This window comes from Halomonas sp. PGE1 (assembly GCF_013000985.1).
GTDB lineage: Bacteria > Pseudomonadota > Gammaproteobacteria > Pseudomonadales > Halomonadaceae > Halomonas > Halomonas alkalicola.
This window is the reverse complement of sequence record NZ_CP053032.1, coordinates 582,742-607,923: the sequence shown is the minus strand read 5'-3', so window position 1 is coordinate 607,923 and position 25,182 is coordinate 582,742. Positions and strand designations below refer to the sequence as shown.

Genomic DNA, 25,182 nt, shown 5'->3' with positions numbered 1-25,182 from the left:
TCGCCTAGGGAGCGGCCTGGGCGGCGCTCCACTCCCGGGCCGCGGCCAGACAGCTCTCCCAGTCACCCACATGGAGGAAGCGCTGCTCGGGGTGCTTCTCCAGCTGGTAGCGGTACATGGGGTCGTAGTACTCGGTGAGCAGCGGCGCCAGCCAGGCCTCGTGGGCCTGGCGATTGCCCCGCTCGTGCTCGCGGAAGGCCAGCTGCTGGAGCCGCTGCAGCCGATCGAGCCGGGCGCGCCCCAGTCGCTTGCGCAGCCTGGCCAGCGAACCCGACAGCTGCTTGCGCATCAGCGCCCAGCCCAGCCACTCGCCGCACTGCTGCCGGTAGACCTCCCAGAGGTCGTCGATGTAGTCCTTGTGGATCTGCGCCAGGCGCCAGTCCAGCGGCATCTCCACGCGCAGGCGTGGCGCCTGCTCCATGGCCCGCCAGAAGGTGAGCGGCAGGTTGGCGGTGCCGATATGACGCGACTCGTCCTCCACCACGACGGGGCCGGGCAGGGCCAGCAGGCGCCGGCCCATGGCGTGCTCGAAGTCGATCTGGCTGGGGGCTGGCAGCGGGTGGCGCCCGAAGGCCGAGCCCTTGTGACGGGCGCAGCCCTCCAGATCCAGGCCGTTGTCGAGGGCCTGGATCAGCGCGGTCTTGGCACAGCCGGTCAGCCCGCCCACCACCAGCAGCGGCCGCTCGGCGGCGGCATCGATGCGCGCACAGAGCGCCTGGCGCATCGCCTTCCAGCCGCCGCGGATGCGCGGGCGGGTGACGCCCGCCTCGCTGATCCACTGCTGGGCGATCTGCGAGCGAAGCCCACCGCGGAAGCAGTAGACGATGGCGTCGGGATGAGCCTCCAGGGCCTGCATCCAGGCCCTGACGCGGGCCGCCTTGATGCCACCGCTGACCAGCCGCTGGCCGAGCTCGATGGCCGCCTGCTGGCCGCGCTGCTTGTACTCGATGCCGACCAGGCGGCGCTCCTCGTCGTCCATCAGCGGGAGATTGATGGCTCCGGGCAGCGCGCCCTGGGCGAACTCCACCGGGGCGCGCACGTCGATCAGCACACGCCCCTCGCTCAGCAGGGCGAGATCCGGTTCGATCAGCGGCAGTTCGCTCACCCCTTCACCTCGATCAGCGCGGGACCCTCAGCCTTGACTACCTCGCCGAAGGGGGTGAGCACGATGCCGTGTTCGCGGCCGATGCGCTCCACGTCGTCCTCCCAGGCGGGGTCCACCGAGAGCAGCAGGCCACCCGAGGTCTGGGGGTCGCACAGCCACTGCCAGTGCACCTCATCCATCTCCGGCAGGCTCTCGCCCAACGCCTGGCGGTTGCGCAGGGTGCCGCCGGGCACCGCGCCCTGGCGGCGGTAGGCCTCCGCCTCGGCGAGTCGCGGCAGGCGGCGGAAGTCGACCCGCGCCGCCACGCCGCTGGCCGCGCACACCTCGGCCAGGTGGCCGGCCAGGCCGAAGCCGGTGACGTCGGTCATGGCGTTGACCCCCTTCACCTTCGCCAGGGCCACGCCGATGCGGTTGGACCTGAGCATGGTCTCCCGGGCCAGCCCCTGGTGGCCGGGCTCCAGCAGCGCCTTCTTCTCGGCGGTGGTGAGCATGCCCACCCCCAGCGGCTTGGTCAGGAACAGCAGGTCGCCGGGCTTCGCCCCCTTGTTGAGCTTGAGATGCTCGAGCTCCACCAGGCCGTTGACCGCCAGGCCGAAGATCGGCTCCGGGGCATCGATGGAGTGGCCGCCGGCCAGGGCCAGACCCAGCTCCCGGCATACGGCCTGGGCGCCGGCGAGCACGTCACCCGCCACCTCGGCGGGCAGCTTGTCCAGCGGCCAGCCGAGGATGCCCAGGGCCAGCACCGGGGTGCCCCCCATGGCGAAGACGTCGCTGATGGCGTTGGTGGCGGCGATGCGGCCGAAGTCGAAGGGGTCGTCGACGATGGGCATGAAGAAATCGGTGGTGGCGATCATGCCGCGGCCATCGCCCAGGTCGTAGACGGCGGCATCCTCGCGCCCCTGGTTGCCGACGATCAGCTGCGAATGGGTGGCGCCCGGACCGGCCTTGGCCAGGATGCCGTCGAGCACGTCGGGGGCGATCTTGCAGCCACAGCCGGCGCCGTGGCTGTACTGGGTCAGGCGGATGGCACTCATCGAAGTCTCCTCGGTATCTGATGCTGGCATTCTACCTCAAGGCGGCAGGCCCCGAGGACGGTGGTGTAGCCCGGCTCGGCCCCACATCGCCGGCAGGGGCCTAGAGCGCCTCCAGGGCCTCGGCCAGCTTGTCGACGGCGACCACCTCCATGCCCGGTGGCGAGGTCTTCGGCGCGTTGCCGCGCGGGACGATGGCACGGGTGAAGCCGTGCTTGGCGGCCTCGACGATGCGCTCCTGACCGCTGGGCACCGGGCGGATCTCGCCGGAGAGCCCCACCTCGCCGAACACCACCAGCTCCCGGGGCAGCGGGCGGCTCTGCAGGCTCGAGACCACCGCCAGCAGCACGGCGAGATCGGCGCTGGTCTCCAGCACCTTCACCCCCCCCACCACGTTGAGGAAGACGTCCTGGTCCCCGGTGAAGAGCCCGCCGTGGCGGTGCAGCACGGCCAGCAGCATCGCCAGGCGGTTGGGGTCGAGGCCCACGGCGACCCGGCGCGGGTTGCCCAGCGCCGAGTCGTCGAGCAGCGCCTGCACCTCGACCAGGATCGGCCGGGTCCCCTCCCAGACCACCATGACCAGGCTGCCCGGTGACTGCTCCTGGGTACGGGAGAGGAAGATGGCGCTGGGGTTCTTCACCTCCTTGAGACCGTGCTCGAGCATGGCGAAGACCCCCAGCTCGTTGACCGCGCCGAAGCGGTTCTTCTGGCCGCGCAGGGTGCGGAAGCGGGAGTCGGCGCCCCCCTCCAGCAGCAGCGAGGCGTCGATCATGTGCTCGAGCACCTTGGGGCCTGCCAGGGTGCCGTCCTTGGTCACATGGCCGACCAGCAGCAGCACCGTGTTGGTCTGCTTGGCGAAGCGGGTCAGCGCCGCGGCGGATTCGCGCACCTGGGCCACGCCCCCCGGCGCCGAGGCGATATCCTCGAGGTGCATGGTCTGGATGGAGTCGATCACGAGGATCTCGGGACGCTCGCGCTCGGCCACGGCGAGGATCGTCTCGACGCTGGTCTCGGCCAGCATCTTCAGCCCCTGGACCGGCAGCTGCAGGCGGTGGGCGCGCATCGCCACCTGGGAGAGCGACTCCTCACCGGTGACGTAGAGCACGCGGCGCGACTGGGCCAGCTTGCAGGCGGTCTGCAGCAGCAGGGTCGACTTGCCGGCCCCCGGATGGCCGCCCAGCAGCACCGCCGAGCCCGGCACCAGGCCGCCGCCCAGCACCCGGTCGAACTCGCCGAAGGTGGAGGAGAGCCGAGGTACCTCGGAGAGGTCGACGTTGGCGAGATCGACCACCTCCCGGGTCAGGGCCCCGGCATAGCCGCTGCGGCCGCTGCCGGCGCCACCACTGGCGGCACCGGGACGTGCCGCGGCGAGGCGCACCTCACTCAGGGTGTTCCACTCCTGGCAGCTGGTGCACTGCCCCTGCCACTTGCTGTATTCGGCACCGCACTCGGTGCAGACGAAGGCGCTCTTTGCCTTGGCCATGGCTCCTCGCCTCTGGGGGTATCAAACGCAGAGGGCGGCCCTGTGGCCGCCCTCTGCAAGCGTCGGGCTCGCGATCACTGACGACGCAGCTGCAGCATCTCGCTGTTCTGGAAGCGGCGACGCTGGGGGTCAATCAGCTCCAGGGTCTGCTCGTCGAGGCGCAGGAAGTAGTAGATCTGGCCCTCACCGTCTGGCGTCAATTCGTAGACGGTGGCATCCGGCTCGGTGGCGGTGCCATCCAGCACTTCCCAGTTGCCGGCATAGTTCTCATCGGGCGGATCCTGGGGATGGGCACGGTAGGAGGCCTGCAGGGTAAAGGTACGCTCCTCCGGCTGGCTCTGCTCGTCTCCCATCAGCACCACATCCAGGTCGATGCCATCGCAGTTGCGGCATGGCAGAGTGCCCTGATAGCGCTCCTCCCCGACCTCGACGCCGGGCGCCTCGGGCCCCGGAGCCGGGCCAGCGGCACAGCCGGCCAGCAGTGCGAGCATGGCCGATCCCGCAAGCAAGGTCCTGATTTGCATGTGTGTCCTCCTGAACAGTGGGCAATGACACCGTCATTCACGGCGGCCTGTTTGACAGCATAACCTCTCAGGCTACTGGCGGACAGTCTGCCATATCGCGCCATCTTCCTCAGCCCGCGCCAGGGTAGACATACCCGAAGACCAGGGCCAGCACCACCGGCATCACCACCAGCGCCCCCAGGTTGCCGATCAGCACCAGCGAGGCCACCTTGTGGGGTTCCTGGCGGTACTGCTCGGCCACCAGGTAGTTGAGTACCGCCGGCGGCAAGGCGGCGAACACCCATAGCGCCGCCGCCTGGATACCGGAGAGCCCCAGCAGCCAGATCAGCGGGACGGCCAGCACCAGGCCGGACAGCGGGCAGAGCAGCGCCCCGAGCATGCCGGTCTTCCAGTCGCCGAAGTCGATGTCGAGCATCCGTACGCCCAGTGCGAAGAGCAGCAGGGGAATGCAGACGCCGCCGAGCATGTGCAGCGCCTCGAGCAGCCAGCCGGGGAGCCCGACCCCGGCCAGGTTGACCGCCAGGCCGGCGATGCTGGCCAGCACGATGGGCATGCGCAGGATCCGCCACAGCGGCGTGGCGGGACTGAGCATCCAGAGCCCCAGCGAGAAGTGCAGCAGCATCTCCACGATGAACAGTACGATGGCCGCCGGGAGCGCCGCCTCACCGAAGGCCAGCAGCAGCAGCGGAATTCCCATATTGCCGGAGTTGTTGAACATCATCGGCGGCAGGAAGGTCTTCGGGTTCAGCTTCAGCCACTTCACCAGCGGCCAGAGCAGCACCCCGGAGCCTACGACGATCACCGCCCCTCCGATCGCCAGCCCGACATACTCCTCCAGCGGTGCCTGGCCATCGGCCAGTACCGCAAACACCAGCATGGGCACGAACAGCTCCATGTTGAGGGTGTTGATGCTGCGGATATCCGGCGTGCGAAAGCGACCATAGAGGGTCCCGCAGCCGGCGATCAGGAACACCGGCAGCAGGGTGGCGAGGATCTGGGCGGTCATGGGGGCCCCATTGAATTCGAATCTGCAGAAGTGCCCCCAGACTAGCACGGCGGCGGCTTGCGCGGCTGCCCCGGGCAGGTCACCATGAGCCGAGTCCCCTACTCTTGCCAACAAGCGAGTGACCATGAGCAAGTTCTGGAGTCCCAGGGTACGCGAGCTGACGCCCTACATTCCCGGCGAGCAGCCACGCGAGCGCCTGATCAAGCTGAATACCAACGAGAATCCCTATCCGCCGGCCCCGGGCGTGGGCGCCGTGCTTCGCGACTTCCCCACCGATCACCTGAGGCTCTATCCGGACCCTGAGTCCCGCGCCCTGCGCGAGGCGTTGGCCCGGGAGTTCGGCGTCGAGGTCGATCAGGTCTTCGTGGGCAACGGCTCCGACGAGGTGCTGGCGCTGGCCTTCCAGGCCTTCTTCTGCCAGCCGCAGCCGCTGGAGATGCCGGAGACCACCTACAGCTTCTATCCGGTCTACTGCCGGCTGTATGGCGTGGAGCGACGCCCCCTGCCGCTGACCGCCGACCACGAGGTGGACCTCGCCGCTTTCTCCAGCGACAGCGGCGGGGCCATCTTCGCCAACCCCAACGCCCCCACCGGCCATGGCCACGGCCGTGAAGCGATCGCCGAGCTGCTCGGGCGAGTCACTGACAGCGTGGTGCTGGTGGACGAGGCCTACGTGGATTTCGGGGGCGAGAGCGCCATCCCCCTGGTGGCAGGGCATCCGAATTTGCTGGTCACCGGCACCTTCTCCAAGTCGCGCAGCCTGGCGGGCCTGCGCCTGGGCTATGCGGTGGGCTCCCGGGAGCTGATCGAGGGACTCACCCGGGTCAAGGACTCCTTCAACTCCTACCCCATCGACAGCCTGGCCAGCGCCGTGGCCATCGCCGCCCTGGAGGACCACGAGCACTTCGAGGCGTGCCGAGAGAAGGTCATCACCACCCGGGAGCGCACCCGGACCCGCATGGAGAGGCTCGGCTTCACGGTCTTGCCCTCCCAGGCCAACTTCGTGCTGGTGACCCATCCGGCGCATGACGCCGCCCAGCTGTTCGCCGGCCTGCGCGAACGCGGCATCCTGGTACGCCACTTCAACACCGAGGCGCTGCGCGACTACCTGCGCATCACCATCGGCACCGAGGATGAGATGGAGAGCCTGGTGGAGACCCTCGAGACCCTCTGCGGTTAAACGCCTCTGCCCACGCAGCGAAAAGCCCCGACCATCTTACGATGATCGGGGCTTTTCTCTAAAAGTGCCTGACGATGATCCGGCCGGCGCTCCGGGACTCTCCATGGGGAGACCCCTGGCTCGCTATGCTGCCGCCATGCGAAAAACCCCGACCATCTCGTGATGATCGGGGCTTTTCTATATAAGTGCCTGACGATGACCTACTCTCACATGGGGAGACCCCACACTACCATCGGCGCTGAGCGGTTTCACTGCTGAGTTCGGCATGGGATCAGGTGGTTCACGCACGCTATGGTCGTCAGGCGAAAAACGGTGAATCATGCTGACGTCGAGACGTCTCTTGCGTATCCGCTGTCATCTGTCATCGACAGACCACTTGGGTGTTATATGGTCAAGCCTCACGGGCAATTAGTATCGGTTAGCTCAACGCCTTGCAGCGCTTCCACACCCGACCTATCAACCAGCTGGTCTCGCTGGGCCCTTCAGGAGGCTCAAGGCCTCAGGGAAGTCTCATCTTGAAGGGGGCTTCCCGCTTAGATGCTTTCAGCGGTTATCCTGTCCGCACATAGCTACCCGGCAATGCCACTGGCGTGACAACCGGAACACCAGAGGTGCGTCCACTCCGGTCCTCTCGTACTAGGAGCAGCTCTTCTCAAACTTCCAACGCCCACGGCAGATAGGGACCGAACTGTCTCACGACGTTCTAAACCCAGCTCGCGTACCACTTTAAATGGCGAACAGCCATACCCTTGGGACCGACTTCAGCCCCAGGATGTGATGAGCCGACATCGAGGTGCCAAACACCGCCGTCGATGTGAACTCTTGGGCGGTATCAGCCTGTTATCCCCGGAGTACCTTTTATCCGTTGAGCGATGGCCCTTCCATACAGAACCACCGGATCACTAGAACCTACTTTCGTACCTGCTCGACGTGTCTGTCTCGCAGTCAAGCACCCTTATGCTCTTGCACTCAATGCACGATTTCCAACCGTGCTGAGGGTACCTTCGTGCTCCTCCGTTACGCTTTGGGAGGAGACCGCCCCAGTCAAACTACCCACCACACACGGTCCTCGATCCGGATAACGGACCTGAGTTAGAACGCCAATGATGCCAGGCTGGTATTTCAAGGTTGGCTCCACCCGAACTGGCGTCCGGGTTTCAAAGCCTCCCAGCTATCCTACACAAGCAACATCAGCGTCCAGTGTGAAGCTATAGTAAAGGTTCACGGGGTCTTTCCGTCTAGCCGCGGGTACACAGCATCTTCACTGCGATTTCAATTTCACTGAGTCTCGGGTGGAGACAGCGTGGCCATCATTACGCCATTCGTGCAGGTCGGAACTTACCCGACAAGGAATTTCGCTACCTTAGGACCGTTATAGTTACGGCCGCCGTTTACCGGGGCTTCGATCAGGAGCTTCGCTTGCGCTAACACCATCAATTAACCTTCCGGCACCGGGCAGGCGTCACACCCTATACGTCCGCTTGCGCGTTTGCAGAGTGCTGTGTTTTTAATAAACAGTTGCAGCCACCTGGTATCTTCGACCGCCTCGTGCTCCGGGAGCAAGTCCCTTCACACTAACGCGGCGTGCCTTCTCCCGAAGTTACGGCACCATTTTGCCTAGTTCCTTCACCCGAGTTCTCTCAAGCGCCTTGGTATTCTCTACCTGACCACCTGTGTCGGTTTGGGGTACGGTCCCACTGTATCTGAAGCTTAGAGGCTTTTCCTGGAAGCGTGGCATCGATGACTTCCTGACCGTGGTCAGTTCGTCTCGCCTCTCGGCCTTAGGATCCCGGATTTGCCTGAGATCCCAGCCTACTGGCTTTCACCAGGACAACCAACGCCTGGCTCACCTAGCCTTCTTCGTCCCCCCATCGCAATACAGTGAGGTACGGGAATATTGACCCGTTTCCCATCGACTACGCCTTTCGGCCTCGCCTTAGGGGCCGACTCACTCTGCTCCGATTAGCGTCGAACAGAAACCCTTGGTCTTCCGGCGGGGGAGTTTTTCACTCCCCTTGTCGTTACTCATGTCAGCATTCGCACTCGTGATACCTCCAGCAGACTTCTCAATCCACCTTCATCGGCTTACACGACGCTCCTCTACCGCTCATCCAGAGGATGAACCCGTAGCTTCGGCACCTGGTTTGAGCCCCGTTACATCTTCCGCGCAGGCCGACTCGACTAGTGAGCTATTACGCTTTCTTTAAAGGATGGCTGCTTCTAAGCCAACCTCCTAGCTGTCTGAGCCTTCCCACCTCGTTTCCCACTTAACCAGGATTTCGGGGCCTTAGCTGACGGTCTGGGTTGTTTCCCTTTTCACAACGGACGTTAGCACCCGCTGTGTGTCTCCCACGCTGCACTCACCGGTATTCGGAGTTTGCCTCGGGTTGGTAAGTCGGGATGACCCCCTAGCCGAAACAGTGCTCTACCCCCGGCGGTGATACGTGAGGCGCTACCTAAATAGCTTTCGAGGAGAACCAGCTATCTCCGGGCTTGATTAGCCTTTCACTCCGATCCACAAGTCATCCAAATCTTTTTCAACAGATCCTGGTTCGGTCCTCCAGTTGATGTTACTCAACCTTCAACCTGCTCATGGATAGATCGCCCGGTTTCGGGTCTATTCCCAGCGACTGGTCGCCCAGTTAAGACTCGGTTTCCCTACGCCTCCCCTATACGGTTAAGCTCGCCACTGAAAATAAGTCGCTGACCCATTATACAAAAGGTACGCGGTCACAGAACAAGTCTGCTCCCACTGCTTGTACGCACACGGTTTCAGGATCTATTTCACTCCCCTCTCCGGGGTTCTTTTCGCCTTTCCCTCACGGTACTGGTTCACTATCGGTCAGCCAGGAGTATTTAGCCTTGGAGGATGGTCCCCCCATATTCAGTCAAGGTTTCACGTGCCCCGACCTACTCGATTTCACATGATCAGATTTTCGACTACGGGGCTATCACCCACTATGGCCGCGCTTCCCAGCGCGTTCGTCTAATCAGTCACATGCTTAAGGGCTGGTCCCCGTTCGCTCGCCGCTACTGGGGGAATCTCGGTTGATTTCTTTTCCTCGGGGTACTTAGATGTTTCAGTTCCCCCGGTTCGCCTCCCAACACCTATGTATTCAGTGTGGGATACCCTGCTTATGCAGGGTGGGTTTCCCCATTCAGAAATGCCCGGGTCACAGGTCGTTTGCCACCTCGCCGAGCCTTATCGCAGGCTACCACGTCTTTCATCGCCTCTGGCTGCCTAGGCATCCACCGTGTGCGCTTCATCGCTTGACCATATAACCCCAAGGGGTCTGATCCGCGATGACAGTTTGACAATTGCCGGATACGCTTGAGACGTATCTCATGTTCTTCCTGAATCTCTCCAGGAAGGAACGTTTGTCAGCATGATTCACATTGTTAAAGAGCAGACTGTCAATCGACAGTCATAAACCGGTCATTGCGAAAAGTGCAAGGATGGCTTATGACTGCGGATCCGATCAGGTAATGACTGTGGTGGGGGAGGATGGTGGAGCCAAGCGGGATCGAACCGCTGACCTCCTGCGTGCAAGGCAGGCGCTCTCCCAGCTGAGCTATGGCCCCACTGATACCCAACACTGGGCAATTTTATTCAGACCAAGGCATTTTCGTGGCGACGCATAGCCTGCTATGCGAGTCACAGAAATAACGCAGGACTGGATCAAAATTTGGTGGGTCTGGGCAGATTTGAAACAAACCCCGCGACCTCACCCTTCTCTTCACAGAACTTCCGGGGGTGCGCTCTAACCAACTGAGCTGCCCGGTCGTTCAGAGAATGGTGGGTCTGGGCAGATTTGAACTGCCGACCTCACCCTTATCAGGGGTGCGCTCTAACCAACTGAGCTACAGACCCGGCTCCAACCACTGGGTCCGCGACCCAAACAGTCTTTGCTCTGGTCGATCAGGTAATTCATTGTGAGCACTTGCCGCGTGTCGGGACGTCGTCGATAAGGAGGTGATCCAGCCGCAGGTTCCCCTACGGCTACCTTGTTACGACTTCACCCCAGTCATGAACCACACCGTGGTGATCGCCCTCCGAAGTTAGGCTAACCACTTCTGGTGCAGTCCACTCCCATGGTGTGACGGGCGGTGTGTACAAGGCCCGGGAACGTATTCACCGTGACATTCTGATTCACGATTACTAGCGATTCCGACTTCACGGAGTCGAGTTGCAGACTCCGATCCGGACTGAGACCAGCTTTTCGGGATTAGCTCCACCTCGCGGCTTCGCAACCCTTTGTACCGGCCATTGTAGCACGTGTGTAGCCCTACCCGTAAGGGCCATGATGACTTGACGTCGTCCCCACCTTCCTCCGGTTTGTCACCGGCAGTCTCCTTAGAGTTCCCGACATGACTCGCTGGCAAATAAGGACAAGGGTTGCGCTCGTTACGGGACTTAACCCAACATTTCACAACACGAGCTGACGACAGCCATGCAGCACCTGTCTGTGCGTTCCCGAAGGCACCAATCCATCTCTGGAAAGTTCGCACGATGTCAAGGGTAGGTAAGGTTCTTCGCGTTGCATCGAATTAAACCACATGCTCCACCGCTTGTGCGGGCCCCCGTCAATTCATTTGAGTTTTAACCTTGCGGCCGTACTCCCCAGGCGGTCGACTTATCGCGTTAACTGCGCCACAAAGCTCTCAAGGAGCCCAACGGCTAGTCGACATCGTTTACGGCGTGGACTACCAGGGTATCTAATCCTGTTTGCTACCCACGCTTTCGCACCTCAGCGTCAGTGTCAGTCCAGAAGGCCGCCTTCGCCACTGGTATTCCTCCCGATCTCTACGCATTTCACCGCTACACCGGGAATTCTACCTTCCTCTCCTGCACTCTAGCCTGACAGTTCCGGATGCCGTTCCCAGGTTGAGCCCGGGGCTTTCACAACCGGCTTATCAGACCGCCTACGCGCGCTTTACGCCCAGTAATTCCGATTAACGCTCGCACCCTCCGTATTACCGCGGCTGCTGGCACGGAGTTAGCCGGTGCTTCTTCTGTGGGTGATGTCCTTCCTCGAGGGTATTAGCCCCAAGGCTTTCTTCCCCACTGAAAGTGCTTTACAACCCGAAGGCCTTCTTCACACACGCGGCATGGCTGGATCAGGCTTTCGCCCATTGTCCAATATTCCCCACTGCTGCCTCCCGTAGGAGTTCGGGCCGTGTCTCAGTCCCGATGTGGCTGATCATCCTCTCAGACCAGCTACGGATCGTCGCCTTGGTGAGCCATTACCTCACCAACAAGCTAATCCGACATAGACTCATCCGATAGCGCAAGGTCCGAAGATCCCCTGCTTTCTCCCGTAGGACGTATGCGGTATTAGCCTGGGTTTCCCCAGGTTATCCCCCACTACCGGGCAGATTTCTATGCATTACTCACCCGTCCGCCGCTCGCCACCAGGAAGCAAGCTTCCCGTGCTGCCGCTCGACTTGCATGTGTTAGGCCTGCCGCCAGCGTTCAATCTGAGCCATGATCAAACTCTTCAGTTTAAGATCATATAGTCCTTACCCTTCGAAGAAGGAAGCGGACCAAACTTGGCTCAAGGTTCAAACGTTCTCAAAAAGATCCGAGGATCTTTGACGAGTCGCTTGCCTTGATGTTTCAGTGACTGGTCACCGACACATCGACAAGCGCCCACATGAATTACCTGATCGATTGTTAAAGAGCGGCTCCCGTCTCGACATTCGAGTGGAGCGTCTCGCTTGCTGTCGGTGAGAGTGAACTCTCTATCGCCAGCGCCCTGCGAGGAAGGCGTATTCTACCGATTCGCTTCAGCGTGTCAAGCGGCGGTTGGCGGTGCGTGGCACCCCGTCCGACTTTCGCTGACTGCTCACCTCATCTTGCCGAGGCGCTGCGAATAGAGCCCTCAGCGAGCCCTGCAGAACAAGTGGTGCGCATTCCAGCGAATCCGCGGTGAGTGTCAAGCGAGAAGATTTTCGAAACTTTCAAAAATCCCAAGCAGAACAACCACTTCTACCACCTTTCACCGCCTGCAACCTTGCTGGTCACCGGCAGCGGATGCGTACTTTACGGCTTCCCCCGGCCCGGGGCAAGCCCTTTTGATAAAAAAGTGTCAGGAGCCCGGTCGGCTCGCCCGATCCAGCAGGGAGAGGATGGAGCGATAGGGGATTTCGCCATGTCGCGCCAGCCCGATCTCGCAGGTACGCGAGTTGGAGTAGCCGGCACTGCATCCCTTCACCTGGACGGCGAGCCCCGCCAGCGCCGAGGCGTTCAGCTCCGGCGTGGTGAAGCCCTTGTCGCCGGCGAAGCCGCAGCAGGTGATCTCGGCGGGCACCACCACCTCCCGGGCACAGGCGCGGGCCAGGGCCACCATCTTCTCGCCGAGCCCCATATGGGTACTCGAACAGGTCACATGGACCGCGACCTTCTCGTCCAGCGGGACCAGGGAGAGGCGCTCCAGCAGGTGATCATGGGCAAAGGCCACCGGCTCGCTGACCGCCAGCCGCTTGTCCAGGCGCGCCTGCAGGTGCAGCACGCAGGGACTGGTATCCATCAGGGTCGGATAGCGGCCGTTCTGGCTCGCCACCAGCAGCTCGCGGTTGAGCTCCCGCGCCTTGTGGGTCGCCTCCTCGAACTGCCCCTTGGAGTTGAAGGCCATGCCGCAGCAGAGGTGCCCGACCATCTCGGGAATGATCACCTCGAAGCCGGCCCGTTCGAGCAGCGCCAGGGTGACCTCCATCGCCGAACGCGTCTCCTCGTCATCCTGGCGGCTGGCGCCGAATACCCGGGTCGCACAGCTGGGCAGGTAGACGACCTTGTCGCGACCCTGGCCCGAAGGCGGCTGCTTGAGCACGCGGACCGGCGCGGCCTGGGGCAACGCCGGCGTCCACTGGGGCAGGCGCCCGCCGCTCAGGCGACGTGCCCCGCCGCTGGCTTTCTCCATCAGGTCATCGCCGAGCACGCGGCTTGTCGCCCCGGCGACGTTCAAGGCGCCCCGCGCCAGGCGGGTCGCACCGGAGAAGTGACGCCCCACCCGCTTGGCGAGGCCGGCACGGCTCGCCAGCCGCTCGTGGCGCAGTTCGCGCACCAGGTCGCCGGTATTGATGCCCACCGGGCACTGGGTGGCACAGAGGCCATCGGCGGCGCAGGTCTCGTCGCCGGCATAGCCGTAATCGGCACGCAGCGCGACCAGGCGCTCGGCCTCCTCGCCGCTGGCCGCCTGACCCAGCGCCTCGAGGCGGGCCATCTCGCGGGCGATGACGATGCGCTGGCGCGGCGTCAGGGTGAGATCCTTCGACGGACAGACGTGTTCACAGAAGCCGCACTCGATGCACTTGTAGACGATCTCGTGAGCGGCCGGCAGCGGCTTGAGGTTCTCCAGGTGCAGGGTGGGGTTGCGGCTGAGAATCACCTCGGGATTGAGCAGGTTCTCGGGGTCGAAGAGCGCCTTGATCTCCCACATCAGGGCATAGGCCTCGGGGCCCCACTCCAGCTCCACGTAGGGCGCCATGTTGCGCCCGGTCCCGTGCTCGGCCTTGAGCGAGCCGCCGTACTCGACGCCCACCAGTTGGGCGACCTCGTCCATCAGCCCCTGGTAGCGCTCGACCTCGCCGGGCTTCTCGAAGCCCTGGGGGAAGACGAAGTGCAGGTTGCCCTCCAGGGCGTGGCCGAAGAGGATCGTCTCCGGGTAGCCGTGGCGATGGAAGACATCGGTCAGCGCCAGCACGCCCTCGTCGAGGCGCTCAACGGGAAAGGCCACGTCCTCGATGATCACCGTGGTGCCGGTATCGCGCACCGCACCCACCGCCGGGAAGAGCCCCTTGCGGATCTTCCAGTAGAGCTCGTAGGTGGCCGGCTCGCGGGTGAAGGTGACCGGTTCCAGGGTGCGGATGCCCTCCAGGCTCGCCTGCACCTCTGCCATGCGCGACTCGAGGTCCGCCTCGTCGTGGCCGCGCACATCGATCAGCAGCGCCGCGGCCCCATCGGGGAGGGTGCGCAGGGACTCCGGCATGCCAGGCTTGTCCTGCACCGAGCGCAGGGCGGCACGGTCCATCAGCTCCACCGCGGAGACCGGCGAGGGCTTGAGTGCGATGGTGGCGCGACAGGTGGTGGCCATGTCGGGGAAGAAGGCCAGCGCCGCCGCCTTGCAGGGCTCGTCCACCACGCTGTCGTAGGTGATGGTGCTGATAAAGCCCAGGGTGCCCTCGGAGCCGATCATCAGGTGCTTGAGGATCTCGATGCCATCCTCGAAGTCGACCAGGCTGTTGAGGGCATAGCCGGTGGTGTTCTTCAGCCGGTACTTGTGGCGAATCTTCTCGGCGAGGGCCTCGTTGGCGCGGGTCTCGGCCGAGAGGCCCTCGAGGCCCTCGACCAGCCCGGCGTGAGAGCGGCGGAAGGCCTCGCGACTGGCCGGGTCGGCGGTATCCAGCAGGGTGCCGTCGGCCAGGATCACGCGCAGGTCGCGCACCGTGCGATAGCTGTTCTGGGCGGTGCCGCAGCACATGCCCGAGGCGTTGTTGGCGGCGATGCCGCCGATCATGCAGCTGTTGATCGAGGCCGGATCCGGCCCGATCTTGCGCCCGAAGGGCGCCAGCAGCTGGTTGGCCCGGGCGCCGATCACCCCGGGCTGCAGGCGGATCGCCCGCCCCGCATCGAGGATCTCGTGGCCGCGCCAACCGCGGCCCAGCTGGATCAGCACCGAGTCGGTCACCGCCTGGCCGGAGAGCGAGGTGCCGGCAGCCCGGAAGGTCACCGGAATCCGCCGCGCGCGGCACTCGGCCAGCACTCGCTGCAGCTCGTCCTCCCTCTCCGGGCGCACCACCAGCTTGGGTATCAGCCGATAGAAGCTGGCGTCGGTGCCGTAGGCCAGGGTGCGCAGCGGGTCATCGATCAACCGCTCGGCGGGAAGGGTCTCGGCCAGCGCCGCCTTGAGCACCTGAATGCGCTCGGCCAGGGCTGTGCTCATGCTCCCTCCCGGGCCGAAGCCTGGTCATGGCGCACGATCACCACCAGCTCGCGCGGGCCGTGGACCCCATAGGCCAGGGTCTGCTCGATATCGGCGGTCTTGCTGGGCCCGGAGATCAGCAGCGCATTGGTGGGCATGCCGCTGGCCCAGCCGTGAGCCTCCACCACGTCGAAGAAGGTGTCCTCGAGGGTGTCGGCATCCAGCACCGCGATATGGATCGGCGGCACCAGGCTGATCAGGCGCGGCTCGTCGGGAGTCGGCCAGAGCCACAGGCTGCCGGTCTCGGCGATGGCACCGCGGGTCGAGGTCAGGCCGGCATCGACGCGCTCGAACTGCTCCTGCTGCCAGCCCTCGATATCGCGGTCGACGTCGACCAGCTCGACCTCGGCATCGGCCAGCGCCTGGCGGGCCTCGACGGCCACCGGGTGCTCGCGGCCCAGCGCCAGCCGGCGCACGCCCTTGTCGACCAGCACCCGGGCCAGGGCCTCGGTCCAGCTCGCGCGGGCGGTATGGATCACCTCGCCGTGGACCGAGGTGATCCACTGCTCGAAGCGGTCCAGGCGTTCATCGAGGCTCCAGCCGCGCTGGGTGACCACGGAGAAATCGCTCCCGGGAGCGCTCAGGGGGCCATCGGTGCGCTCGCGCAGGCGCTTGAGAATGGCATCGCGGGCACTCATCGGCGCTCCTCCTCGTGGGTGGACTCGGTGCGGGACGGGTCGGCCGAGGACCTGATGGCCTGGTGCTGCTTCATCAGCGCATGCAGGGAGCTGCGGGCGGGCGTCGGGGCGACACGGTAGTCGCTCCAGGCGCCCAGCTTCGAGGGCATCAGCGCCTTGAGCCTGCCGGCCAGGGCGGTGCCGCTGCGCCAGGCGCCGGGATGGGTGGCCAGCCACTGGAAGCCCTTCCAGGCGGCGGCCTCCTTCTTCGTGCGCTTGATGCCGGCGCCGGGCACGTTGCCGCGCCCCTCGCCCACCGCCTCGCGGCGCAGGCGCACCAGCAGGTCGGGGATCGGGATCTTCACCGGGCAGACCTCGCCGCAGGCGCCACACAGGCTCGACGCCGTGGGCAGGTCCTTCGTCTCCTCCAGCCCCATCATGTGCGGGGAGAGGATACTGCCGATGGGGCCCGGGTAGGTGGTGCCGTAGGTGTGGCCGCCCACCCGGGTGTAGACCGGGCAGTGGTTCATGCAGGCGCCGCAGCGGATGCAGCGCAGGGTGTCGAGCAGCTCGTCGTCCTGATAGATACGGGAACGGCCGCTGTCCACCAGCACCAGATGCACCTCCTTCGGCCCATCGTGCTCGCCCGCCTTCCGCGGCGAGCTGATCATGTTGAAGTAGGTGGTGACGTGCTGGCCGGTGGCGGAGCGGGTCAGCAGCGCATAGAGAGGCGGCACATCGCGCAGGTGCTCGACCACCTTCTCGATGCCGGTCACGGCGATGTGCACCGGCGGCACCGTGGTGGTCATGCGCCCGTTGCCCTCGTTCTCCACCAGGCAAAGGGTGCCGGTCTCGGCCACCGCGAAGTTGACCCCGGAGATGCCCACATCGGCGGCCATGAAGCGCTCGCGCAGCTGCTGGCGTGCCGCCGCGGTCATGTAGTCGACGTCCCGGGTGCGCTCGGTGCCGGTCTTCTCGTGCATGATCTCGGAGATCTCATCGGTGTTGAGATGGATCGCCGGCATGATGATATGGGAGGGAGTCTGCTCGTTGAGCTGCACCAGGTACTCGCCGAGGTCCGACTCCAGCGCCTCGATGCCCGCCGCCTCGAGGTGGGCGTTGAGGTGCATCTCCTCGGAGACCATGGACTTGCCCTTGATCACCGACCTGGCACCGTGGGACTCGCAGATCTCGCGGATGATGCGGCACGCCTCCTCACCATTCTCGGCCCAGTGCACCCGGATGCCGTTGGCCTGGCAGTTGGCCTCCAGCTGCTCCAGCAGGTCGGGCAGCCTGGCCAGCGCCCGCAGGCGGATGTTGGCACCCAGCTCGCGCAGGGTCTCGAGGTCCCAGTCCGCGAAGGCGTCGCGGCGCTTGGCCATCAGACCGTCCATGGCGCGACGGAAGTTGCCGCGAATCTGCGGATTGCCGAGGGCGTCATGGGCTTGGCGGTGGAACTCCCGGGGGGTGAAAGTCTGTACGCTCATGAGGTTCTCCGCCACAGGTAGCTGGCGATGTGCTCGCCCTTCACGGCCTTCTTCTGATGCGCGAAGCGCCCGCCGATGTTCATCAGGCAGCCGCAGTCGGAGCTGACGAAGCGCTCGGCCCCGGCCGCCTCGATGGCCAGGGTCTTGTCCTCCACCATGGCGGCGGAGACCTCCGGGTGGCGCACGGCGAAGGTGCCGCCGAAGCCGCAGCACTCGGCGGCACGCGCCTGCTCGACCAGCTCCACCTGGCCGAGCTGGGCCAGCAGCGCCGGGCCGGTTTCGGCCAGGCCCATCTCGCGGCGTGCGCTGCAGGAGGTGTGCATGGCCACCTTCTCGGGCGCACCGCGATCCTCCAGCTTCAGGTGGCAGACATGCACCAGGAACTCGGTCAGTTCAAAGATGCGTCCGGCCACCTCGTTGGCCTTTGCCTCCTGAGGGGTGCCGGCGAAGAGCTGTGGGTAGTGGGTGCGCATCATGCCGCCGCAGGAGCCGGAGGGTACGATGATCGGCCAGGGCTCGGGGAAGAGACCAAGCTGTGCCGCCGCCACCGCCCGCGCCTCCTCCTGGTAGCCGGAGGTGTAGGCCGGCTGGCCGCAGCAGGTCTGGTCCTGGGGAAAGAGCACCTCGATGCCCTCCCGCTCCAGCAGGCGAATCCCGTCCAGGCCGGCTTCAGGATAGAAGAGGTCGATCAGGCAGGTACCGAAGAAGTAGACCTTCTCCGGCCTGGGCGGGTAGCACTTGACTGGCGTCATCGGCAGAATCCTCGTCAGACAGGACGGCGGCGCTGAATGAATTGGTCAAACCAATTTACAGCAGGCGAATGGGCGCACCTTAGGAGGGGCACCCCGACAGTGTCAAACCTGGACGGGCCTTTTTCCTGCCCCACAGCGCTATACTTTGGTAGTGGGGCATTTGCCCTCCACGGCAACCTACTGAAAGCCGGAAAGAAATCGAGTAGGAGGGGGAGTCGCCTCCCCCGTCCTCTCACACCACCGGGCATACGGTTCCGTACCACGGCGGTTCACGAAGAACGACTAAGCCCTCTTGACCGTATCGAGTACCGAGATCAGGCCCTGCTGCTCGAACCATTTCCGTGGCAAGGCCTGATTCATGTGCGAGGCGCCGGCGTTCCACCAAGGGCCTCGCCCGTTTCCCGCTGACTTCCACGCCCGATGGTCGTCCAGACCCAGCGCCCGTAGCTTGCGGCGCCGTGTCCGCGGGCGTTTCCATTGCCGCCAGATCACGCAACGCAGTCGGCGACGTATCCAACCCTCCAGCACTTCCAGCGGGCGCTTTACGTCGACGAAGGAGAAGTAGTTGGCCCAGCCCCGCAGGACCGGGGTCAACTCTTCGATAACGCGCCGTATGTTGCGCCCCCTGCCACGCTTGAGGATCTCGCGGACACGCTGCATCAGGCGCTGCAGGCTGGTCTTGGCCAGCGTCAGCTTCGGCCGCTTGTGCCGGGTCAGCGTGTAGCCCAGATACCCCCGGTGCCAGGGTCGATCCACCGCACTCTTGTTGCGATTGACCGTCAGCCTGAGTGAGCTCTCGAGAAAATCACTCAGACTGGCCATGACGCGCTCGCCCGCTCGCCGACTCCTGACATACACCTGCAGGTCGTCGGCATAGCGGCAAAAGCGGTGGCCGCGGCGTTCCAGTTCCTTGTCCACGTCATCCAGCAGGATATTGGCCAGCAGCGGGCTGAGTGGTCCGCCCTGGGGCGTGCCCTGCCGGCGTGGCGCGACCAGGCCGTCCTGGAACATCCCGGCTTCCAGATAGCGCCGGATCAAGCGCAACGCTCGCTTGTCGCGGACGCGGCGCGCGACCCGCGCCATCAGCAGGTCGTGATTCACCCGGTCGAAGAAGGCTTTCAGGTCGAGGTCGACCACCCAGCGGTGGCCGGCGGTGACATGGGCCTTCATCGCCGAGACGGCCTGCTGGGCACTGCGCCCGGGCCGATAGCCATAACTCGATGCGGAGAACCCCGGATCGAAGATCGGCGTCAGCACCTGCAGCAGCGCCTGCTGGATCAGCCGGTCAGTGACCGTGGGGATGCCGAGCTGTCGCGTCCCGCCCTTGGGCTTGGGGATCTCGACGGCTCGGACTGGACTGGGGTGGTACTCACCGGCCAGCAACCGCTCGCGCAGCGTTGGCCAGCATTCCTTCAGGTGGTCGGCCAGCTGGTGGACCGTCATGCCGTCGGCACCCGGCGCCCCCTTGTTGGCGACCACCCTTCGGTAAGCCCGCTCCATGTTGGCCTTATCTACCACGGCCTCCATGAGCGGGGCGGGCTCCGCTTTCGTCCACGATGACGACGCCGGGATCGTCTCGACGCCCACCGGCTGGGACTCGGGGTTCCGCCCCTGCCCCTCTGGGTGGGTGGCGGTATCAGCGCCACTTTCTGCCTTCATGATCGATCCTCGAGACATCATCGCCTACTCGCGGTTCTTCATGTTCGGCCCTTGGTGCCGCGGTGAACCAGCACTTACTATGGCCTCTGCTGACGTCTGGTGGCCCATCCCGTCGCCTCTCGGCGCCGGTAGCACCGTGGCAGACCACCAGACCTCCCAGGGTAAGACGCGCGACCTTCCTCCCATCTACCCGCCGCATTTACCTCCACATCTTCCGGATAGCTATTGGGCTTCGAGTGTCATTGCCCTCTCGCCCAGATGTGGCTGCCTCATATGCGATTCCTGTTCGTCAGGCCGGGAGTTTGCCTTCAGCTTCCTTCAGATTCCGCCTCGCGGCGGACACCCTTGCTGTTCGGCTAGCGGTTCCCGCTATCAGGGTCCGCAGGGGACTTTCACCCCCAAGTCATCCCGAGGCACCACCCTCGGGAACAGCACCTATCGGTGCTACGCGCCATGCCTGGCGCACAATGACACGCCCCCGTGCGGCGCCACGGCGGAGATATTGGTATTACCAATTCAATGTCGTACCCTGACACCGGCACCATCGATCCGGAGTTCCCCCCATGGCCTATCACCCCGTACGCCAACCCCGCCTCGCCGACGTGCTCACCGAGCGGATCGAGGCGATGATCCTCGAGGGCAGCCTCAAGCCCGGGCAGCGCCTGCCCCCGGAGCGGGAGCTGGCCGAGCAGTTCGGCGTCTCCCGCCCCTCGCTGCGCGAGGCGATCCAGAAGCTCTCCGCCCGCGGGCTGCTGATCAGTCGCCAGGGCGGCGGCACCTTCGTCTCCGAGGCGCTCACCAGCGGCTACAGCGACCCCATTCTGGAGATGCTCTCTCGCCACGGAGAGTTCCATCTCGACCTGCTCGAGTTTCGCGACGCCATGGAGGGCATCTCCGCCTACTACGCGGCGCTGCGCTCCACCCCCACCGACCGGGCGCTGCTGATCAAGCGCTTCGAGGAGCTGGACGCCTGCTTCCAGGGCAAGGACCCGGTGCGCGAGGCCAAGGCCGATGCCGCCTTCCACCTGGCCATCGCCGAGGCCGCCCACAACGTGCTGCTGCTGCATACCATACGCGGCATCTTCCACCTTCTGGAGCGCAGCATCGTCGACAACCTGGCCCACCTCTTCGAGAACCCCGAGTCGCGCCCGAAGCTGATGGCCCAGCACCGCGCCCTGCTCGACGCCATCCTCGAGGGACGCGCCGAGGACGCCCGAGACCGTGCCCATGAGCACCTGGTCTACGTGGAGGAGGGGCTGCTGGAACTGGCCCGGGCCGAGACCCGCGCCCAGCGCGCCCTGCGCCGCGCCCAGGCGATGCCCGCGACGCGGCGAGAAGCCGCCTCGTGAGACGGCCTCGACGCTGGCGGGCCCTGCTGCTGCTGGCCGCCCCCCTGGGGCTGGCTCTGGTGATGTGGCAGGCGGCCCAGGTGGCCCGGGACCAGGCGCTGCAGACCCTCGAGCAGGACGCCGAGAACGAGCTGCGCCTCTCGGCGGCGGGCCTGATCGGCCACCTCTCCCGCCACGACTACCTGCCCCGGCTGCTCGCCACCCGCGAAGGAGTGCAGCGCTTCCTGGCCTCCCCCCACAGCCAGGACGCCATGCCCCTCAACCTGCTGCTGGACCGCTTCCGAGCCACCGCCGACGTCTCGGACGTCTACCTGCTCGACCGCCACGCCGACACCCTGGCCGCCAGCAACTGGCACCTGCCCAACACCTTCATCGGCCAGAACTACGCCTTTCGCAGCTACTACACCGACGCCATCGCCGGCGGCCAGGGGCGCTTCTATGGCCTCGGCGTGCAGTCGCTGGAGCGCGGCTACTACTTCTCCGCGCCGGTCTGGCTGGATGACACCCAGCCCGACTCGAGCCCCGACGGCGTGATGGTGGTCAAGGTGCTGCTGGATGAAGTCGAGGAGAGCTGGGCCGACCAGGACGCCGAGCTGCTGGTCACCGACAAGGACGAGATCATCTTCATGGCCAGCCGGGAAGAGCTGCGCATGACCTCCCTGCACCCGCTCTCCGAGGAGGAGCGCCAGGCGCTGCTGGCCACTCGTCGCTACGCGGATGAGCCCCTGACCCACTCCGGGGTCGAGCTGCTCGAGCGCCGCGGCGAGCGCACCCGCCTGGTGGGCTTCCGCGGAGGGCCCCTGTCCGGCCCCCGCTATCTGGCCGTCTCCCGCCCCCTGGAGGAGTTCGGCTGGGAGATGCATATCCTCAAGTCGGTGAGCCCGGTGATCCAGGCCCAATGGGTCTCGGCGCTGCTGGCCGGCGGGCTCTACGGCATCGTGCTGCTGGGCGGCGGCATCGGCTGGCAGCGCCTGCGCCTGCGCCGCGAACGCGAGCAGTTCGCCGAGCGCGAGCGCCAGACCCTGGCCCGCGCCCGGGACGAGCTGGAGCGCAACGTCGAGCGCCGCACCCGGGACCTGCTGGAGACCAACCGCCGACTCTCCGCCGAGATCGACGAGCGCCGGCGCGCCGAGGAGAGCCTGCGCCAGACCCGCGACGAGCTGATCCAGGCCGCCAAGCTCGCCGTGCTCGGCCAGCTGGCCGCCGGCATCAATCACGAGCTCAACCAGCCCCTGGCGGCGATCCGCGCCTATGCCGAGAACGCCCGCACCTTCCTGGCCCGCCAGCGCCTGGAGAGCGTCGACCTCAACCTCGAGCAGATCGTCGAACTGACCGCACGAATGTCGGAGATCAGCGCCCAGCTGCGCCAGTTCTCGCGCAAGAGCGGCGAGACGCTCACCGCCGTCTCCCCCGTCGCCTGCTTCGACTACGCCCTGCGACTGTTCCAGACCCGGCTGCGCGACAGCGACTTGGAGGTGATCCGCCGCTGGCCCGACCAGGAGGCCTGGGTGCGCGCCGACCTGGTGCGCCTCGAGCAGGTGCTGGTCAATCTGATCGGCAACGCCCTGCAGGCCATGGCCGACACCCCTGCCCCGCGCCTCGAGCTGAGCGTCGAGGTGTGGGACGACCGGGTGGTGCTGGGGGTGGCCGACAACGGGCCGGGGATCGCCGAGGAGAACCTGACCCGCATCTTCGAACCCTTCTTCACCACCAGGTCATCCGGCAAGGGGCTCGGGCTAGGCCTGTCGATCTCCTCGCGGATCGTCGACGACCTTGGCGGGCGCCTGAGTGCCGCCAACCGCCCCGAGGGCGGCGCCCTCTTCACCATTCGGCTGCCCCGCGACGAAGGCCGGCGCACCGTGAACGCCCAGCCCGATCAGGAGACCCTCCCCCATGCATGACCCGGCCGCCATCCCGGTGATGATCATCGATGACGAACCCCATCTGCGGATCACCGCCGGCCAGACCCTGGAGCTTGCCGGCTATGCCCCCGAGCCCCATGCCAGCGCCGAAGCGGCCCTTGAGCAGCTGGCCCCGGACTTTCCCGGCGTGGTGGTCAGCGACATCCGCATGCCCGGCATGGACGGCATGGCGCTGCTGCGCGAGGTCCGGCTGCGCGACCCGGACCTGCCGGTGATCCTGATCACCGGCCACGGCGACATCTCCACCGCGGTGGAGGCGATGCGCGAGGGGGCCTGGGACTTCCTCGAGAAGCCCTTCGCCGCCGAGCGGCTGGTGGAGGTGGTGCGCCGCGGCGTGGAGAAGCGTCGGCTCAGCCTGGAGAACCGCGAGCTCAAGGCGGAGCTGGAGGCCCAGCAGTCGGCCCTGGGCCCGCGGCTGGTGGGGCGCACCCCGGCCATCCAGCGGCTCGCCTCCATGGTGCAGCGCATCAGCCAGGTGGAGGCCGACGTTCTGCTCTTCGGCGAGACCGGTGCCGGCAAGGATCTGGTGGCCCGCGCCATCCACGAGCGCAGCCGCCGCGCGCCGCGGCCCTTCGTGGCCATCAACTGCGGCGCGGTGCCCGAGAGCACCATCGAGTCGGAGCTGTTCGGCCACGAGAAGGGCGCCTTCACCGGCGCGGTGGAGCGGCGGATCGGTAAGTTCGAACACGCCGACGGTGGCACCGTCTTCCTGGACGAGATCGAGTCGATGCCGCTCTCGCTGCAGGTCAAGCTGCTGCGGGTGCTGCAGGAGCGCAGCGTGGAGCGGCTCGGCTCCAACGTCCCGGTGCCCCTGGACATCCGGGTGATTGCCGCCACCAAGGTCGACCTCAAGGCCGCCGCCGAGGCGGGCGAGTTCCGCGAGGACCTCTACTACCGGCTCAACGTGGTGACCCTGCCGATCCCGCCGCTGCGCGAGCGCCGTGAGGACATCCCGCTGCTCTTCCAGCACTTCGCGGTGGTGGCCGCCAACCGCAGCGGCCTCGAGGCGCCGCCCCTGGACGCCGCCGGCATCAGCGCCCTGCTGGCCCACGACTGGCCGGGCAACGTGCGCGAGCTGCGCAACCTCGCCGAGCGCTACGTGCTGCTCGGCGCCGCCTTCGACTACCGGCTGCAGGCGCTGCTCGAGGGCGCCGAGAGCGAGGCCGGCGAGCTGCCCCTGCCCCAGCAGGTGGAACTGTTCGAGAAGAGCCTGATCGACCAGGCCCTGGCGCGTCAGCGCGGCCGGGTCACCGAGGTGGCCGAGCAGCTCGGCCTGCCCCGCAAGACCCTCTACGACAAGCTCAGGAAGTACGGCCTCAAGGCCGAGGACTACCGCCAGAGCGCAGCACCCTGAGCCAGCAGCGCCCACAGCGGCGCCAGCGGGGGTAGCCAGGGCAGCAGGTTGACCGCCGCCAGCAGCATCACCAGGGAGTTGCCCGGCGAGCGCCAGTCGAAGGGCTTGAGGGCGGTGCCAAAGGAGCGCTTGATGCGCGCCCCGGTGAGGTCGACGCTGTAGAGCTCGTCGAGCAGCAGGTGGATGACGAAGCCCAGCGCCACCGCCAGCCCGTGGGCCCAGGCCAGGGTATCGGGCTGGGCGAAGAGCCGCTGGCTGAGCGCCACGCTGATCAGGCCGCACAGGGCGGCCGCCAGCAGCGAGTGCCACAGGCCACGATGCACCGTGAAACGCGAGAAGAGGGCCCCGGCCAGGTAGCGCACGCCGAGATAGATCGCCCCGCACGCCAGCAGCAGGCCGCCGGCGTCGAGCCGCCCCTGCAGCAGCAGGGCGCCGGCCACCACCCCGGGCACCGCCAGCAGGTTGAAGATCAGCCGGATCGCCTTGGAACGGTCGGCGTCGATATCGGGCAGGATGCCGCCGAAGGTCACCAGCGCCAGCATCGGCAGGGCCTCCCAGGCCGTCCACAGGCCCGCCTGCCAGCCGCCATGGGCGACCACGGCACCGCCGGCGGCGGCCACGCCAAGATGGGTGCGGAAGTCGGCCATGCCGGGGCGAGCCCTCGATGTACTGGAGAAACATGCACTGGATAAATCACCAGATTATCGCGCGTCACGGCATGGCGAAACAATG

Annotated in this window: 15 protein-coding genes, 2 tRNA genes and 3 rRNA genes; 4 read left to right on the top strand and 16 right to left on the bottom strand. The window is 65.7% G+C overall.

Annotation, left to right across the window (positions count from 1 at the left end; translation table 11 throughout):
* Positions 1 to 4: 4 nt before the first annotated feature.
* From mnmH to HIR79_RS02835, 5 genes are all read right to left on the bottom strand, one after another.
* The gene (gene mnmH, locus HIR79_RS02855; protein ID WP_119023296.1) at positions 5 to 1,105 is read right to left on the bottom strand and encodes a tRNA 2-selenouridine(34) synthase MnmH; all 1,101 of its coding nucleotides are present in this window, start codon (positions 1,103 to 1,105) and stop codon (positions 5 to 7) included.
* Positions 1,102 to 2,139: a selenide, water dikinase SelD gene (gene selD, locus HIR79_RS02850; protein ID WP_169956660.1), complete on the bottom strand. Its 1,038-nt coding sequence runs from the start codon at positions 2,137 to 2,139 to the stop codon at positions 1,102 to 1,104. Before selD ends, mnmH begins: the two co-directional genes overlap by 4 nt.
* A gap of 100 nt (positions 2,140 to 2,239) precedes the next feature.
* Positions 2,240 to 3,619: a DNA repair protein RadA gene (radA, locus tag HIR79_RS02845; protein ID WP_169956659.1), complete on the bottom strand. Its 1,380-nt coding sequence runs from the start codon at positions 3,617 to 3,619 to the stop codon at positions 2,240 to 2,242.
* Between the two features lie 74 nt (positions 3,620 to 3,693).
* Complete coding sequence (locus HIR79_RS02840; RefSeq protein WP_169956658.1) at positions 3,694 to 4,143, bottom strand: copper resistance protein NlpE N-terminal domain-containing protein; 450 nt, start codon at positions 4,141 to 4,143, stop codon at positions 3,694 to 3,696.
* A 109-nt stretch (positions 4,144 to 4,252) separates the two neighbouring features.
* Complete coding sequence (locus HIR79_RS02835) at positions 4,253 to 5,149, bottom strand: AEC family transporter (protein WP_169956657.1); 897 nt, start codon at positions 5,147 to 5,149, stop codon at positions 4,253 to 4,255.
* Positions 5,150 to 5,273: 124 nt separating this feature from the next.
* On the opposite strand from HIR79_RS02835, the gene hisC reads away from it, so the two are divergent.
* The gene (gene hisC / locus HIR79_RS02830; protein ID WP_169956656.1) at positions 5,274 to 6,329 is read left to right on the top strand and encodes a histidinol-phosphate transaminase; all 1,056 of its coding nucleotides are present in this window, start codon (positions 5,274 to 5,276) and stop codon (positions 6,327 to 6,329) included.
* A gap of 187 nt (positions 6,330 to 6,516) precedes the next feature.
* Here the strand turns inward: hisC and rrf are convergent.
* The 10 genes from rrf to ltrA form a co-directional block, all read right to left on the bottom strand.
* Positions 6,517 to 6,632, bottom strand: a 5S ribosomal RNA gene (rrf, locus tag HIR79_RS02825).
* An 84-nt stretch (positions 6,633 to 6,716) separates the two neighbouring features.
* Positions 6,717 to 9,605 (bottom strand): 23S ribosomal RNA (locus HIR79_RS02820).
* A 230-nt stretch (positions 9,606 to 9,835) separates the two neighbouring features.
* A tRNA-Ala gene (locus tag HIR79_RS02815) sits at positions 9,836 to 9,911 on the bottom strand.
* A 212-nt stretch (positions 9,912 to 10,123) separates the two neighbouring features.
* Positions 10,124 to 10,200 (bottom strand) — tRNA-Ile (locus HIR79_RS02810).
* 95 nt (positions 10,201 to 10,295) lie between these two features.
* Positions 10,296 to 11,834: ribosomal RNA gene (locus HIR79_RS02805) — 16S ribosomal RNA — on the bottom strand.
* Together the 16S, 23S and 5S rRNA genes with 2 tRNA genes alongside form the textbook arrangement of a ribosomal RNA operon.
* 584 nt (positions 11,835 to 12,418) lie before the next feature.
* Positions 12,419 to 15,271: an FAD-binding and (Fe-S)-binding domain-containing protein gene (locus HIR79_RS02800; RefSeq protein WP_169956655.1), complete on the bottom strand. Its 2,853-nt coding sequence runs from the start codon at positions 15,269 to 15,271 to the stop codon at positions 12,419 to 12,421.
* A complete protein-coding gene (locus HIR79_RS02795) occupies positions 15,268 to 15,948 on the bottom strand; it encodes a LutC/YkgG family protein (protein WP_169956654.1) in 681 nt (226 codons plus the stop codon). Before HIR79_RS02795 ends, HIR79_RS02800 begins: the two co-directional genes overlap by 4 nt.
* Positions 15,945 to 17,414, bottom strand: a complete 1,470-nt coding sequence (locus tag HIR79_RS02790) for a LutB/LldF family L-lactate oxidation iron-sulfur protein (RefSeq protein ID WP_169956652.1) — start codon at positions 17,412 to 17,414, stop codon at positions 15,945 to 15,947. The genes HIR79_RS02795 and HIR79_RS02790 overlap by 4 nt, the downstream gene beginning before the upstream one ends.
* Positions 17,411 to 18,166: a (Fe-S)-binding protein gene (locus tag HIR79_RS02785; RefSeq protein ID WP_169956650.1), complete on the bottom strand. Its 756-nt coding sequence runs from the start codon at positions 18,164 to 18,166 to the stop codon at positions 17,411 to 17,413. Before HIR79_RS02785 ends, HIR79_RS02790 begins: the two co-directional genes overlap by 4 nt.
* A 282-nt stretch (positions 18,167 to 18,448) precedes the next feature.
* The gene (gene ltrA / locus HIR79_RS02780; RefSeq protein WP_211620692.1) at positions 18,449 to 19,825 is read right to left on the bottom strand and encodes a group II intron reverse transcriptase/maturase; all 1,377 of its coding nucleotides are present in this window, start codon (positions 19,823 to 19,825) and stop codon (positions 18,449 to 18,451) included.
* 563 nt (positions 19,826 to 20,388) lie between these two features.
* On the opposite strand from ltrA, the gene HIR79_RS02775 reads away from it, so the two are divergent.
* Genes HIR79_RS02775 through HIR79_RS02765 form a run of 3 tightly spaced genes read left to right on the top strand, consistent with a single transcriptional unit; the run spans position 20,389 to position 24,450 of the window.
* The gene (locus HIR79_RS02775; protein ID WP_169956648.1) at positions 20,389 to 21,174 is read left to right on the top strand and encodes a GntR family transcriptional regulator; all 786 of its coding nucleotides are present in this window, start codon (positions 20,389 to 20,391) and stop codon (positions 21,172 to 21,174) included.
* The gene (locus HIR79_RS02770; protein WP_249322235.1) at positions 21,171 to 23,075 is read left to right on the top strand and encodes a sensor histidine kinase; all 1,905 of its coding nucleotides are present in this window, start codon (positions 21,171 to 21,173) and stop codon (positions 23,073 to 23,075) included. The genes HIR79_RS02775 and HIR79_RS02770 overlap by 4 nt, the downstream gene beginning before the upstream one ends.
* Positions 23,068 to 24,450, top strand: a complete 1,383-nt coding sequence (locus HIR79_RS02765; RefSeq protein WP_169956646.1) for a sigma-54-dependent transcriptional regulator — start codon at positions 23,068 to 23,070, stop codon at positions 24,448 to 24,450. The genes HIR79_RS02770 and HIR79_RS02765 overlap by 8 nt, the downstream gene beginning before the upstream one ends.
* Here HIR79_RS02765 and HIR79_RS02760 read toward each other — a convergent pair.
* Positions 24,426 to 25,097 (bottom strand): metal-dependent hydrolase, encoded by a 672-nt coding sequence (locus tag HIR79_RS02760; RefSeq protein ID WP_169956644.1) that lies wholly within the window; start codon positions 25,095 to 25,097, stop codon positions 24,426 to 24,428. The genes HIR79_RS02765 and HIR79_RS02760 overlap by 25 nt on opposite strands.
* Positions 25,098 to 25,182 lie beyond the last annotated feature (85 nt).